At 67.2% G+C, this 14837-nt stretch carries 11 protein-coding genes; 5 read left to right on the forward strand and 6 right to left on the reverse strand.

Translation table 11 applies throughout. The features are described from left to right. Positions 1 to 35 precede the first annotated feature (35 nt). Together VGK20_08050 and VGK20_08055 are read right to left on the reverse strand one after the other, a co-directional pair. Complete coding sequence (locus tag VGK20_08050; GenBank protein ID HEY2773991.1) at positions 36 to 701, reverse strand: cytochrome c3 family protein; 666 nt, start codon at positions 699 to 701, stop codon at positions 36 to 38. Positions 702 to 1022: 321 nt separating this feature from the next. Beyond that, on the reverse strand, positions 1023 to 4016 hold the full coding sequence (locus VGK20_08055) for a DUF748 domain-containing protein (protein ID HEY2773992.1): 2994 nt from the start codon (positions 4014 to 4016) through the stop codon (positions 1023 to 1025). Positions 4017 to 4187: 171 nt separating this feature from the next. On the opposite strand from VGK20_08055, the gene VGK20_08060 reads away from it, so the two are divergent. From VGK20_08060 to pgm, 3 genes are all read left to right on the forward strand, one after another. Further along, positions 4188 to 4586 (forward strand): DUF1330 domain-containing protein, encoded by a 399-nt coding sequence (locus tag VGK20_08060; protein ID HEY2773993.1) that lies wholly within the window; start codon positions 4188 to 4190, stop codon positions 4584 to 4586. Positions 4587 to 4648: 62 nt separating this feature from the next. Continuing rightward, positions 4649 to 6913: a DUF4215 domain-containing protein gene (locus tag VGK20_08065; GenBank protein ID HEY2773994.1), complete on the forward strand. Its 2265-nt coding sequence runs from the start codon at positions 4649 to 4651 to the stop codon at positions 6911 to 6913. Positions 6914 to 6961: 48 nt separating this feature from the next. Continuing rightward, positions 6962 to 8605 (forward strand): phosphoglucomutase (alpha-D-glucose-1,6-bisphosphate-dependent), encoded by a 1644-nt coding sequence (gene pgm, locus VGK20_08070; GenBank protein HEY2773995.1) that lies wholly within the window; start codon positions 6962 to 6964, stop codon positions 8603 to 8605. Between the two features lie 210 nt (positions 8606 to 8815). Here pgm and VGK20_08075 read toward each other — a convergent pair whose 3' ends face one another. The 3 genes from VGK20_08075 to VGK20_08085 all read right to left on the reverse strand — a co-directional run bounded on the left by VGK20_08075 (position 8816) and on the right by VGK20_08085 (position 11576). After that, complete coding sequence (locus tag VGK20_08075) at positions 8816 to 9505, reverse strand: DJ-1/PfpI family protein (GenBank protein ID HEY2773996.1); 690 nt, start codon at positions 9503 to 9505, stop codon at positions 8816 to 8818. A gap of 51 nt (positions 9506 to 9556) precedes the next feature. Beyond that, positions 9557 to 10591 carry a DJ-1/PfpI family protein gene (locus tag VGK20_08080; protein ID HEY2773997.1) on the reverse strand — a complete coding sequence of 345 codons (1035 nt, stop codon included), beginning with the start codon at positions 10589 to 10591 and terminating at the stop codon, positions 9557 to 9559. A 109-nt stretch (positions 10592 to 10700) separates the two neighbouring features. Beyond that, positions 10701 to 11576, reverse strand: a complete 876-nt coding sequence (locus tag VGK20_08085; protein HEY2773998.1) for a ChaN family lipoprotein — start codon at positions 11574 to 11576, stop codon at positions 10701 to 10703. 159 nt (positions 11577 to 11735) lie between these two features. On the opposite strand from VGK20_08085, the gene VGK20_08090 reads away from it, so the two are divergent. After that, positions 11736 to 13148, forward strand: coding sequence for an NAD(P)/FAD-dependent oxidoreductase (locus VGK20_08090; GenBank protein ID HEY2773999.1), 1413 nt, complete (start codon positions 11736 to 11738; stop codon positions 13146 to 13148). Positions 13149 to 13220: 72 nt separating this feature from the next. On the opposite strand, the gene efp is transcribed toward VGK20_08090, so the two are convergent. After that, complete coding sequence (gene efp / locus VGK20_08095; protein ID HEY2774000.1) at positions 13221 to 13778, reverse strand: elongation factor P; 558 nt, start codon at positions 13776 to 13778, stop codon at positions 13221 to 13223. Between the two features lie 239 nt (positions 13779 to 14017). Between efp and VGK20_08100 the strand changes: the two genes are divergently transcribed. Then, a complete protein-coding gene (locus VGK20_08100) occupies positions 14018 to 14788 on the forward strand; it encodes a glutathione S-transferase family protein (GenBank protein HEY2774001.1) in 771 nt (256 codons plus the stop codon). Positions 14789 to 14837: the final 49 nt, after the last annotated feature.

Genomic DNA, 14837 nt, shown 5'->3' on the forward strand with positions numbered 1-14837 from the left:
CGCGTCGCCGGACCTTTCCTCAAGCGCCTCAAGTGCTAGCGATGGCAGGTCGAGCAGTCGGTACGCGGCTCGACGTGGTATTGCTTGACCAGCTTCTCGCCCAGCTCGCGCTGCGAGGGACGGTCGGGCTCGTCTTCAGGCTTCCACGTCAGGTCGAACACCTTCTCTTTTGGCCGGATCGCGTTCGCCGGATCGCGGTGACAGTCGAGGCACCAGCCCATCGTCAGCGGCGCGACCGAGTACGTCAGGTTCATCTTCGTCATGTCGCCGTGACAGCTCGCGCAGCCGACACCCTTGGAGATGTGCGCCGCGTGATTGAAGTAGACGAAGTCGGGCAGGTCGTGGACGCGTGTCCACTGGAGGGATTCGCCGGTGCGATAACTGGCGCGCACGGGCTCGAGGAACGGAGCATCCTTCCACATCTGCGAATGGCAGTTCATGCAGATCTGGGTCGGCGGCACACCTGCAAACGTCGAGTCCTCGACCGAGGTGTGGCAATAGCGGCAATCGATGCCGAGCTCGCCGTTGTGATGCTTGTGACTGAACTGGATCGGCTGTTCCCGCGCCTCCTGCTGGCGCGTGACGAACGACAGGGTGTTGAAGCGGTAGAGCCCGAGAAGGGCCAGACCGCCTAAAACCCCGACGCCGCCGAGGATCAGCCGTGCATAGGTATTGCTGCTCGGTTTGAAAGCCTGGGCCATGGAATCCGCAAAATCACCGACCGCTGGGGGCAACGCAAAACGCTGCCTTAATCCGCCTGCGAAAGTCTTGAAGAAAACCTAATCTTGGAGAGCAGGTGCCACCCGCGTGGCGCCTCCTCATCTGACCGAGGCTCGTTCTCGGCAAGTAACGCGCCTCCATAGAGAGTTCCGCCTCACGGGTCGAGCGGTGGATGCACAATTTCCCGAACCGCAAAGCGGGGGGCGCGGGGCGCATGCAGGGGAGCGAGGTGGGATGTCGTGGGCCTGTCCCGCCTCCCGGCGTAGGGATGCCGCGGAGAAACATCGCGTAACTATCTGATTTTACGGCTTTTTCTTCTTCATCGGCAAACCGGGGACCTTGGCCAATGCCGCCGACGCCGGAGCTGCGGGGGCCTTGGCCGGCGCAAGACCGATGACCACGCCTGGATCCCCGTCCGCGTCGCGTGCGCCGACGGATACGCGCCCTTCGGCGACTTTCCTGGCGAGCAGAAGCTCACGAACCTTTTCGCCGCGCGACTTTGCGAGCGCATCGAGGCTCTCGGCAGGCACGTCCTGCCCAGCGACATAACGATCGTACAGCGCCTGGTCGTCGCTGCTGAGGGCGGCCGGGCTCCCGGCTCTCGCACCCGCCGCGCGGTCGCGGGCGAGGAAGGCCTGGCCGAGGCGGCGCTTTGCGAGAAAGCTCACTCCTTTCATGTCGGGCAGGCCCTTTCCGGAGCGCACCCTCTGGCCGAGCATCTGCTCGGCCAGAAGCGGTCTGTCGGCGGCTCCCGTGCGACCGCGCAGCGTCAGTGACATCGCCGGCCGCTCCGCGAGCAGTTTCGCCAGCGAATCCGCCCTTGCGGCGGCGTCCGCGCCCGGCTCGGCCTCGCCCGGCACGCTCGCGATCGGCGCAACGCCGAAGCCGCCGCCTGCGCCGCCGCTACTGCCGCCCCCGAACGCTGCTCCGAGCAGCTTCAGCGGCGCCGTCACCGCTCCGACCAGCGCATCCTTCAGGGCGCTCGCAATGATCGCGCCCGTCGAGACCTGGGCGCCCTTGGCGTCGATCGTCACCGGGATCGTCAGATGGATGTCGCCGGCGGGATTTCGAAGCAGCGCGAGCGCAAGGTCGATCGGCATGCCGAACTGGCGATCGAACGACGACGGATCGTGAAGCGACAAGCCGAGGTTGCGCAGCACGAGATCGGTATCGATCTTCGTCGCCGCACCTTTCAGCGAGACGCGCGATTTTGCCGAAGCCTGGCCCGCGTCCAGCGAGGCGCCGGCCGCCGCGGACGCGTAAGGACTGAGCGCCGGAAGATCCAGGCCTTTCAGCGACAGCGTGAAATCCCCGTTGTTTCCCGCGCGGAGCTGGCCGTCGACGGCAAGCTCGCTGCTCTGCGCAAGCACGGCGCGCACCTTGATGTCCTGCGCGGACGGATCCGGGAAGTGCACGGAGTGCGCCGAGACCGCGAGCTGTCTCATGTTCGAAGTGACCGCAGGATTGACGGTCGTATCGACGAGCGTCAGGTCTCCGGATTCGAGCTCGAGGGATGCAACCTGGACGTCGACGGGCGCCGGCGCCACCGATGCCGCAGGCGTGGCCTGCAGCGTCACGGTCTCTGCGGCCTGCGGCGGATTTGCCCGCGCGCCCGATGCTTTCGATGCTGCGTTCGATGCTTTCGCAGGCGCGCTCCCCGCCTTTCCGGTAACGGGCGCGGAAGTCGCTTTGTCCTTCGTCACATTCTGCGTCCCATTCTGCGCCGCATCCGGCGGCGACGGGCTCGCCGGCTTGATCCCGAGCAGCGCGTTGAGCGACGGCGACGGCAGCGTGTACAGGATCTTCGGCTCGACCAGGCGCACGTCGTCGAAATGCGCGATCGTCGTGCGCGCGGCTTTTCCGGGCTCCGGCAGCGGCACCAGCAGCTCGCCGATCGCAACGTCGAGCTCCTTCCATCCGAGCGCGACCTCGTCGCCACCCGGATCGGAAATCGCGAGCGTGTCGACGTCGACCTTGCCGGAAAGATGAATTGCGGGAGGACCGTGAGCGCCGGCGATGTCGGCGTCGATCGTGAGATCGGCCCCCGCGCTTGCCGTGTGCAGCCACGCAGCGATATCCGGCAGCGAGGCGAGCAGAAGCGGCGGGAACGGAAGCTTCTCCCACTTCAGCTTGCCGTCGTACGAAGGAGGCAGCACGCCGACGTTGCCGTTCAGCGCGAGGCGCCCGTCGCCGATTTCCAGCTCGAGATCGATCGGGAACGACTTGCCCTGGTCCGCGCTGACATCCGACGCGCGCAGCGTCATCGCGACGTCCAGCGGCCCCTTGTCGCTGATCCACGTAAAGGTTGCGCGCGCAATGTCGATCTTCTCGATGTGATAGCCGGCAGCGGATGCAGGCGGCGCCGGTGCGTGCTCTCCGCTCGCAGTCCTGGCCTCGTGCGTGGTCTCTGCTGCCGAAGCCGGCGTCGCCGGTTTCGCGTCGCCGGCCGGCTGCGGTGCAGCCGGAGCATTGGCATCCGGAGCGGCTGCAGCATCGGCAACAGTACCGGCAGGCGCAGCGTTCGAAGCTGCCGGCGGCGCGTTGGCCGGTGCAGAGGCACGCGCGAGCACGAGGTCGCGCCTGACGCGCAGCTTCGGTCCCTCGATATCGACGCCGCCGAGCTTGAAATCGGCTCCGGCCAGTCGCACGTGGTCGAGCGCGAGCTTCTCGAGCGAGAAATCGAGCAGCTCCTGGCTCGTCGCCGGATCGTTGATCTGCACGTCCGGTGTGCGCAGCGCGAACTGATCGACGACGATCGTCCACGGCTGGGACGGCGCGGCCGGTGCAGTCTCGGGCGGCGGCGGCGGAGCAAGCGGCCTGGCATGGAGCAGCGGATTGATGGTGCCGTCGCTCTCGCGGACCACTCGCACGGTCGGTGCATCGAGCGACAGCGCGAGCAGGTGCACCGTGTGCTGGCGCAGCTCGTCCCACGAAAGATGCAGCTCGAGACGCCCGAGGTGCAGCAGGGCCTTGCCGGCATCGACCGGCGGCGCGTGAAGCAAGGCGTCGCCGACGGATACGTCGTCGGCGGCGGCCCCGATCGTCACTCCCTCCAGAAGCACGTCGCCGTGGCGAAGATCGAAGGTCGCCTCGTCGACGTGCACCGGGAGGCCGAGCCAGTAGCGCGAGGCGGCGGCCGCGCCGCGTTCGGTGATCGACGGCAGCGCGGCGCGAAGCGCCACGACGAGCAGGACGAGGCTGGCAAGCAGGATCCACGGCCAGCGCCGCCGCCGCTTCACGGGCACGGCAGTGCCCTGCGCGGCTTCTTTGTCGTTGCCGCCGTCTGTATCGCCCATGATTGCCGCCGCCTCCGTTGTAGCGCGGAACCGTCGCGCCAGGTACACGTGCACACTTGCCAACGGGCCGGGTTTTCGAAAGGGGCAGCGCTGCGAGGACCGGCAGACCAACCACTGTGCACCTGAACGCCGCAGGGCGTTCCGGCGAGCGCATCAGAAAGGAACATATCCATGGCCATCTATCCCGAGCCCGAACAGTTCCAGGCGCTTATGGCCGGTGACGACGGCAAGCCCGTCGTGATGCTCAACCTGCTGCGGTTCAAGCCGCGTGCCGACCCGCCCCACGAAGGGATGAGCGGGGAAGAGGCGTACGAGTTGTACGGACGGGAAATGGTTCCATTTGTCGTTTCCAGGGGCGGACGGCTGATCTGGTCGGGCCGGGTCAAGTCGCAGGTCATCGGAACCGGCGGCGAGGAGTTCCACTCGGTGGCGCTGGTCGAGTACCCGTCGCGCAAGGCTTTCGTCGAGATCGCGATGGATCCGTACGTCGCCGGCATCGGCAAGCACCGGGCGGCAGGCCTGGAGATGCAGTGGCTGCTTGCGACCGAGGCGATGCAGATCCCTTCGTAAATGCTCTGGATGACGAGCGACTTCCCGCGCTAAGCTTCGGCACGGGTCGGAGGGCAATCCGGATGCCACAGAAGAAGATGCGCGGAATCATCCGCCGCACACGCGTGGAGAGTTGCATCGCGGTGGCAGCGCTGTTGCTGCGCTCCGGCACGGCCGCAGCCGCCGTGCTCGCAGTGCCGTCCCAGTATTCGACGATCCAGGCAGCGGTAAACGCCGCCGGCCCGGGCGACACGGTCGAGGTCGCCACCGGAACCTACAACGAGAAAGTGACGTTTCCTTCGAGCGGCACCGCCGGCAATCCGATCACGCTGCGCGCCAAGGCAGGCAACACCCCGGTGATCGACGGCACCGGCATCCCAACCACCGACCTCGTCGGACTCATTTATATCGAGAACCAGTCCTACATCACCGTCTCCGGGATGCAGATCGCGAACCTGACCGCCACCAACGCGAGCGACTTTCCGGCCGGCATCTGGGTGCGCGGCACGTCGCACGACATCCAGCTCCTCGGCAACACCGTGCACGACATCCGCAATCCCGGCTGTGCGAGCTGCGGCGCGCACGGCATCGCGGCGTACGGCACCAACGCGAGCGGCTCGATCCACAATCTCGTCATCGACGGCAACGAGGTTCGTAACTGCGTGCTCGGCTGGAGCGAGTCGATGGTCGTCAACGGCAACGTCGAGCAGTTTTCGATCACGAACAACCGCGTCCACGACAACAACAACATTGGCATCGACGCGATCGGCTTCGAAGGCGAATGCGTCGGCTGCAGCGACGCGCTCGACCGCGCGCGCGACGGCCTGATCGCCGGCAACCTCGTCTACGACATCGATTCCCTCGGAAACCCGTCGTACGGGAACGACCGCTCGGCCGACGGCATCTACGTCGACGGCGGCACCCGCATCACGATCGAGCGCAACGTCGTCCACGATTCGAACATCGGCATCGAGCTGGCAAGCGAGCACGCGGGCAAGGACACGAGCGACGTCGTCGTGCGCAGCAACTTCGTCTACCGTTCCCAGTCGATCGGCATCGCGATCGGCGGCTACGACACCAGGCGCGGCAGCACCAGCGGCTGCTCGATCGTCCACAACACGTTGTACGACAACGACACCGACCAGTACGGGGGCGGCGAGCTGCTGCTGCAGTACGACATCAGCGGCAACACGATCGAGAACAACGTCGTCTATGCCAACTCGCAGGACCAGTTCGTCGCCAACGAGTTTTCGCTGACCAGCGGCAACACGATCGACCACAACATCTACTTCAGCACTGCCGGCGCCGCTTCGTCGAGCTGGATCTGGAAGACGACGCCGTACACGGGCTTTGGTGCATGGCAGGCCGGCAGCGGCAACGACGCGCACTCGGTGTTTGTCGATCCGGAGCTCGTCAGCCCCGCCACCGGCAACCTGCATCTTTCGGCCGCGTCGCCGGCGATCGGCGCGGCAGTGGCGCTGGCCGCCGGCATTGCCGGCACGCAGGACATCGACGGAGATCCGCGGGTCTCGGGCGCCGCGGCCGACATCGGCGCCGACGAGCTGGCCTGCGGAAATGGAGTGCTCGACGGCGACGAGCAGTGCGACGACGGCAATCTCGTCGACGGCGACGGCTGCGATTCCAACTGCACGCACACCGGCTGCGGCAACGGGATCGTGACGATGGGCGAGCAGTGCGACGACGGCAACCAGGCAGGCGGCGACTGCTGCAGCGCCTCGTGCACGTTCGAGGCCGGCGGCAGCAGCTGCGACGACGGAGACGTCTGCACGTGGAACGACAGCTGTGACGGAGCCGGCCATTGCGGCGGCGTCGCCGAGCTCGAGCCGTCATGCCTCGTGCCGGACCCGGGCACCGAAGGCTCGCGACTGACGATCAAGGCGACGAGCGCCGCGTCGGCCCGGCTTGGCTGGAGCTGGGGCCGCGGACCGGCGATCGCGCTCGGCGATCTCGGCAGCCCGACGACGAGCGACGACTTCGCGCTTTGCGTGTACGTGAACGACGGCATGACCGACCGCGAGCTCGTGAGCTCGCTCGCGCCGGCCGGCTCATCGTGGACGTCGACGACGTCGACGCTTCGCTACTCCAGCAAGTCGCTCGCACCCGGCGGCATCCGCCAGATCCAGGTCAAGGCCGCAGATGCCGGAGCGGCAAAGATCAAGATCAAGGGACAGGGCGCTGCGCTCGGTCTCGGCTCCCTCGGCTTCGGGGCTTCCTCGACCGTCGGCGTCGAAATGAAGAACGTCGCAACCGGGGCCTGCTTCGGCGCCGCGTTTGCGGGACCTTTCCACACCGACGATTCCGCACACTTCGACGCCAGGACCGACTGAGACGCCGCCGGACTTCTTCTCCCGCGGTTTTCCGCTAAAACCCGGCGCATGGAAGCCAGTCCTCTAGCCGGCAAACCCGCGCCGCGCAGCATTCTCGTCGACGTTCCGCGCCTGGTCGCTGCCTACTATTCGCTCGTTCCCGATCCCTCCGAGCCGTCGCACCTCGTCGCGTTCGGAACCTCGGGGCACCGCGGCTCCTCGCTGAGGCATTCGTTCAACGAGGCGCACATCCTCGCGGTCGCGCAGGCGGTCTGCGAGGCACGAAGCGACGCGAAGACCACCGGTCCGTGCTTCGTCGGCATCGACACGCACGCGCTTTCGGCGCCGGCGTTCATCAGCGCTCTCGAAGTGTTTGCCGCCAACGGGGTCGAGACGTTCGTCCAGGACGGCGGCGGCGCGACGCCCACTCCGGTCATCTCGCACGCCATTCTTTCGGCCAACCGCGCAAAAACGAGCGGCCTTGCCGACGGTATCGTCATCACGCCGTCGCACAACCCGCCTGACGACGGCGGTTTCAAGTACAACCCGCCGTCGGGCGGTCCCGCCGACACCGAGCTGACCCGCCGCATCGAGAACCGCGCCAATGAGCTGCTCCGCGCGGGCCTGGCCGGCGTCCACCGCATTCCCTACGAGCGGGCGATGGCGGCTGCGACGACGCACCGCCACGATTTCATCGCGCCGTACGTCGCCGACCTCGCGAGCGCGATCGACCTCGAGAAAATCTCCGGTGCCTCCATCAAGCTCGGCGTCGATCCCCTCGGCGGCTCCAACCTCGATTACTGGGATCCGATCTCGTCGCGCTACAAGCTCGACCTCACCGTCGTCAATCGCGTCATCGATCCTACGTTCGCGTTCATGACCGTCGACAAGGACGGCAAGATCCGGATGGACTGCTCTTCGCCGTACGCAATGGCCGGGCTCGTCGCGCTGCGCCACGATTTTCGCGTCGCGTTCGGCAACGATGCCGATTCGGATCGCCACGGCATCGTGACTCCCGGCGCCGGGCTGATGAACCCGAACCATTACCTGGCCGTCGCGATCTCTTACCTGTTCGCCAACCGCCCGGCGTGGAAGAAAGACACGACAGTCGGCAAGACCCTCGTGTCCAGCTCGATGATCGATCGCGTCGCCGCGGGGCTCGGCCGCCGCCTCATCGAGGTTCCGGTCGGATTCAAATGGTTCGTCCCCGGCCTTCTCGACGGCTCCTGCGGGTTCGGCGGCGAAGAGAGCGCCGGCGCATCGTTTCTTCGCCGCGACGGCAGCGTGTGGACGACCGACAAGGACGGCATCCTGCTCGACCTTCTCGCAGCCGAGATCACCGCGACGACGGGCCGCGATCCTTCGGAGCACTACGCCGATCTCGAGACGCTGTACGGCTCGCCGGTGTACGAGCGCATCGATGCGCCGGTGACGCCGGAAGGAAAGAAGAAGCTCGCGGCACTGTCCCCGCAGTCCGTGACCGCGACGACGCTGGCCGGAGAGCCGATCGAGGCCAAGCTCGTGCGCGCTCCCGGCAACGACGCGCCGATCGGCGGCCTCAAGGTCACCGCGAAAAGCGGCTGGTTCGCGGCGCGCCCGTCGGGAACCGAGGATGTCTACAAGATCTACGCCGAGAGCTTCCTCGGCACCGATCACCTGCGCAGCATCCAGCACGAAGCCGCCGACATCGTGAAGGCGGCGCTCGCGTCCTAGCTGGAGCGCTCGCGTCCGGGCCAGTGCGCTCGCGGTCCGGCTGCGGCGTTCGCGTCCGGATTGCGGCTCAGGCGTTCGCCGTGCGCATCGCGGCGCTCATGCCGCGCATCCTTTCGACGAGCTCGGCCGGTGCTTTCGACGGGCTGCCGCAGTCGAACGGAGGCTGGGGACAGGCCCCAGCACGCTGTTGCCTGTCCCCAGCCTCGTTTCTTACCGCGTCAGCACCTCGTAGGAGCCGGCGAACGCGGGCGCGAGCTGCAACAGCGCCTCGCCGCCGCCCTCGTCGAATGCGCGCAGGATCATCTGCGCGTCTTGCGGCGCTTCGGCCGGCGTCTTCTCCGGGAACGGCGGCGCGGGGTAGTACTCGACGCCGAGCTGGATCGTCTTGGCAATGTCGGTGCCGGCGATCAGCTCGCACAGGAACAGGCCGCCGTCGATGCTCGCCGACACCCCGGCGCAGGTGACGTACTTGCCGTCGCGGTGATAGCGCACCGGAAGGAACTCGGTTCCCCATTCGGGAAGCCGGTCCTGGTAGAACCAGTTCGTCGTCGCCTTGCGTCCTTTGAGCAGTCCGGCAGCGGCGAGGATCGCGACTCCGTTGCAGACGCCGACCGTCCACGTCGAGGTGCGATCGAGAGCGCGAATCCAGCCGAGCATCGCCTCGTCGGTCTCGCACGCGACGCCGCCGGGCCCGCCCGGAACGTAAAGGATGTCGGTCGAGGTCACTTCGGCCATCTCGCGGAACGCGAGCACTCCGAGAAAACGCGTGTCGGCCGCAACGACGCCGCGCTTCGGTGCGACGAACTCGACTTCCATGCCCGGGATGCGCGACAGCACTTCGTAGCCGCCGATCGCGTCAAGACTCGTAAATCCGTCATAGATCAGGATCGATAGTTTCATTGCGTCGTCCTCCTGTTGTCGCTTTCGCGAACACGCTGCGCCCGGCGGGCATCAGAGCGTCGCGACTTTCTCGGTGCGGAAGCGCGCACGGTAGGCGCTCGGGCTCGTCGACAGCCCGCGAACGAAGGCCCGCCGCATCGTCTCGGCCGTTCCGAAGCCGCAGACCTCGGCGATCTCGTCGACTCCGTTGGTGGTATCCTCGAGGCGCCGCCGGGCCGCACCGATGCGCGCCTGCTCGACGAAACGCGCCGGCGTCATGCCGACTTCGCGCACGAATGCGCGCGCGAAATTGCGCGGGCTCATCGCCGCCCGCCGCGCCAGCACGTCGATGCGCAGGTCTTCGTCGGGATGCTCGACGATCCACGCCTGCAGGTCGCGCAGCGGCTCGCGCTCGGCCATCTGCGCTGCAAGCTGCGCGCTGAACTGGGACTGGCCGCCCGGCCGCTTGAGGAACAGCACCATCATGCGGGCCGCGGCCAGCGCAAGGCGGCGTCCGTGGTCCTGCTCGACCATCGCCAGCGCCAGGTCCATTCCGGCCGTCACTCCGGCCGAAGTCCACACGTTGGCGTCGCGCACGAAGATCGCGTCGGGCTGCACCGTGGTGTCGGGGTTCTCGCGTGCGAGCACGTCGCACCAGGCCCAGTGCGTCGTCGCGCGCCGTCCGCGCAGCAGACCCGCAGCGCCGAGCAGGCGCGCACCGGTGCATACGGACGCGACACGACGCGATTCGGCCGCTGCGCGCTCCAGCCACGAGACGAAGCGCGGGCGGCGCATCGTCACATCCACACCAGAGCCACCGGGAACGATGATGGTATCGATGGCGCCGCGGATGCCGCGCAGGCTGCGCGCCGCGACGACCTCCAGGCCTGAGGCCATCTTGAGAGGTCCCGGATTCTCGGCGGCGATTTCGATGCGGTACGCAGGGGCGCGGTCGTCCGCGCCGGGCTGCCCGAGCCGCTGCGCCTGGTCGTCCAGGATGCGCGAGGCCACCGAAAAGACCTCGAGAGGGCCGACAACGTCGATCATCTCGGCCCCGGCGAACGCCGCCATGACGATGCGGCGGCTGGATGGGCCGGCGGGTGTCATGACGCGCAGTATGGGCCGCGGCCGGCCTGGCCGCAATGCCACTGACCCCACTGATCCTGCCAGACCCCCGGGCGACCGGCGCTCCGGCCTGGCCGCAACGCCGCCCTCCTCAGCGCGATTTCATCTTCTCGAGCCCGGCGCGGAATTTCTCGCAAGGGTCTTCGTTGCTCACGCGGGGCGTGAACATCACGAAATCGAATGGAAGTACGCTCGCGTGGAGAAGCGCGGCGTAGTCGCCCTCGTGGAGAGCATCGTCGCTCACCTCGAGCAGTCCCACCGATGCAACCTTGAGCGCCGGCACGAGGCGCCGCAGGTAGAACGGCACTGCGTAATCTTTCCTCGCATGTCCGAAACCGGAGATCAGCACGACGCCGCCATTCGACTGCCCGGCGGCGCTCACGACGACGTCGGCCATCGTGCGGTCGCGCCGCTTCTCGGCGCTGATCATCGGTCCGACCAGATCTTCGCCCGCGTACCCGCAGTGGGAGTCGACGATGTCCGCCTTGAGGGACGCAAGCTCCGACGGAGAGAACGCGAACGATGGATCTTCCCCGGTGGCCGCCGCCGTTTTCGTGCCGAACAGATCCTTCATCTGCGAGCGCGGCAAGTTGGCCGCGCGAACGGGCAGGCCGGCAGCGAGCGCCGTCTCGAACACGGGACGGTACTGGTCGAACGGCGGCCACCCGCTCTTCTGCCACCCGGCAGCATCGGCCACTGCATCGGCGAGCGCTGCCGGCGACTGTCCGGCGTGTGCCGCCAGCGCGTGGTCGAGCGCGTCCTGCTGGGCCACGTCGATCTGCTCGAACGCAACGACCGGCCGCCTGCCCGCGGCAATCAGCTCGCGAAGCAGAAATGCCTGGATGCGGTGATGATCGATGTTGTCGTGCTGCTCGCCGAGCAGCACGACGTCGCTCGCGTCGAGCGCGCGCGCGAGGTCGCCGCGCGAGATCTTCCGCCCGCTCGCGACCTCGTACACGCTTCCCACCAGGGGGTGATCCCGGTCATAAGCCGAGATCCACGTGCGCACTTCCTCCGCGCTTCGCCGGGCAGCACAGCCCCCCGCGAGGCAGGCGAGAAGCGCGATTGCCGCGATGGAGAAGACAGGCGATGGCCGGCGTACGAAGTCCATGAAACTCTCCGGCCCATGACCTTGCACGACGGCGCCAACACCCCAAACGGAATGCCGGATGCGCGCGGCGGAGCATCCGCCGGACGCGCGCACCGGGTAGTGATCGTCGGCGGCGGTTTCGGCGGCCTTGCTGCAGCGCGCGGCCTTGCCGGTCGCGAAGGCATCGACGTCGTCCTCGTCGACAAGCGCAACTTTCATCTGTTCCAACCGCTGCTCTACCAGGTGGCCACCGGTGCGCTGTCGCCCGGCGACGTCGCTGCACCGCTTCGCGAGGCGCTGCGCCGCGCAGCCAACGTCACCGTGCTTCTCGGCGAAGTCACCGACGTCGATGTCCAGGCTCGCGAGGTGGTGCTCGGCGATGCGATGGGCGGCCAGTCGCCGGACCGGCGCCTCGCCTACGACACGCTGATCGTCGCGCCGGGCATGATCAGCAACTACTTCGGACACGGCCAGTGGGAGCGCCTCGCGCCCGGGCTGAAGTCGATCGAAGATGCGACCGAAGTGCGCTCGCGGATCCTGCTCGCGTTCGAGGAAGCCGAAAGGACGACCGATCCCGCCGCGCGAAGCGGCCTGCTGACGTTCGTCATCGTCGGCGGCGGTCCTACCGGCGTCGAAGTCGCCGGCGCGATCACCGAGTTCGCGCGCGACACCCTGCCCGTCGAATTCCGGCGCATCGCCGGCGAAAAAATCCACGTGATCCTGATCGACGGCGGGCACCGCGTGCTGGCCGCGTTCGTCGAGCCGCTGTCGGCGGCGGCGCTCTCGGACCTGCAGAAGATGGGAGTCGACGTGCGGCTGCAGACGACGGTCAAGGACGTCGATGCCAGCGGCGTCTCGATCGAGCACGCCGCCGGCGACGGCGGCGTACCGGTGCGCGAGAAGATCGATGCGCGCGTCGTCGTCTGGGCGGCCGGCGTTCACGGCACTCCGCTCGGCGCCAGACTGGCCGAAATCACCGAAGCGAAGCTCAACCGCCAGGGTGCGCTGGCCGTCGAAGAGGACCTTTCGCTGCCTGGACACGAAGAAATCCTCGTGCTCGGCGACGCCGCCAGCTTCGCAAAGAACCTTGCGGAGCCGCTGCCCGGAGTGGCACAGGTAGCCATCCAGCAAGGCCATTACGCGGCTGAGCTCGTGCGCGCCCGCCTGCGCGGCGAGAAAGCCGTGCCGTTTCACTACGCCGACCGCGGATCGATGGCGACGATCGGCCGCGCCAAGGCGGTGGCCGATCTCAAGTTCCTGCAGCTTTCCGGATTTCTTGCGTGGGTCGCGTGGCTGTTCGTGCACCTGCTGACCCTGGTCGGCTACGAGAACCGCGTCCTCGTGCTGACCCAGTGGGCCTGGTACTACGTGTGGCGACGCCGCAGCGCGCGGCTGATCACTGCGTGGCAGGTGGGAGCGAAAAGGCCGCCGAGCCTCGACCAGACCTGAACAGCAGGAATACCAGGAGCCAGGCAGGTTGCGGAAAAACCCCGGACCGAGGAGGGGTTCTTCCGCAGCCTGCTAGCGCACGCGCTCGATGTACTGGCCGGTCGTCGTGTCGATGCGGATGCGCTCGCCCTGCTTGACGAACGGAGGAACGGTGACGACCAGGCCCGTTTCCAGCTTGGCCGGCTTCGGGCTGTTGGCTGCCGTTGCGCCGCGCATCTCGGGCGAGGTCTCGACGACCGTCAGCTCGATGGTGGCCGCCGGCGTGATGCCGATCGGCTTGCCCTCGTAGGTCTCGACCTCGATCTCGGTGTTGTCGACGAGGTAGTACACGTTGTCGCCGAGAGCTTCGGCATCGAGCGTGATCTGCTCGTAATTCTCCGTGTTCATGAAGTGGTACAGGTCGCCCTCTTTGTAGAGGTACTGCATCGTGTGCTGCTCGAGGCTGACGCGCTCGATCGACTCGGTGGAGCTGAAGCGTACTTCGGTAGCCAGCCCGGTCAGCAGGTTGCGGATGCGCGCCTGCACGAATGCGCGAAGGTTGCCCGGAGTGCGGTGCTGGAACTCGAGGACGCGGTGCGGCGCGTTGTTGTAATTGATGACGATGCCGCGTCGGATTTCGCTGGCGTTCATGGTTCGGGCTCCTTGTGCGCGTGCCGGGATGGCGAGCCTGTCCGGCTGGCCGAAGCCGGCAACTATACAGAAAAGTCGCGACAGGTACAGGGACTCGCGGTCGGCGGCCGGACCGGCAGCACGGGTCGGATTTTCGCGGATTCGCGCTACAGTCCGCGCGCCGGTCGGGCGGCACCGCGAAGGCACCGCGAAGTCCACGAAGCCTCGATGCCGCCGCCGCCCCGACGAAGGATGGTCCGATGCAGGAATCGCCGATCGAGCTGCACCAGTTCTCGCACTCGCACTTCAACGAGAAAGTCCGCTGGACCCTCGACTACAAGGACATTCCTCACGTCCGCATCAACTACATTCCCGGTCCCCATGCGCTGCAAATCCGGCGCCTGACGGGACAGACGCAGGTTCCGGTGCTGCGGATCGACGGACGCGCAGTGGCCGGCTCGGCCGCGATCATCGACCTCATCGAAAGGCAGTTCCCTGCCCCGCCGCTCTATCCTGCCGACGCGAACGATCGCGCCGAGGCGCTGTCGCTTCAGGAGAAGTTCGACGCCACGCTCGGGCCCGAGCTTCGACGCGCCGTGTTCGACGCATGCCTGGACGCACCCGACTTCATCGTCGCGACCTTCGCATCGGAGAAGCCGGTGTGGAAGCAGCGCGCGTTTCGCGCGGCATTCCCGCTCGTGCGCACGCTGATGCAGAACTCCATGAACATCACGCCGGAAACCGGGCGTCGCGCCAAAGAGCGCGTCGACGAGACGCTCGACTACATTGCCGGTCGCGTCGCCCGCACCGGCTATCTCGTCGGCGACACGTTCACGGTCGCCGATCTCACGGCAGCGGCCCTTCTCGGTCCGGTCGCGCTCGTGCATCACCCCGACATGAAACAGGCCGAGCCGCTGCCACCGCGAGTGGCCACGCTGTGCGTCGGCTGGAGCGAGCATCCGGGGCTGATCTGGGCGAACGACATGTGGCGCAAGCACAGGCCGCCACGAAAAGGCGTCGTCATTTCCTGAGTCGAAACAGTTGCCGGCAGCGCATCGGCTCCGCTACCCCGAAAGGAGC

The sequence above is a fragment of the Candidatus Binatia bacterium genome (assembly GCA_036493895.1).
GTDB lineage: Bacteria > Desulfobacterota > Binatia > UBA1149 > CAITLU01 > DATNBU01.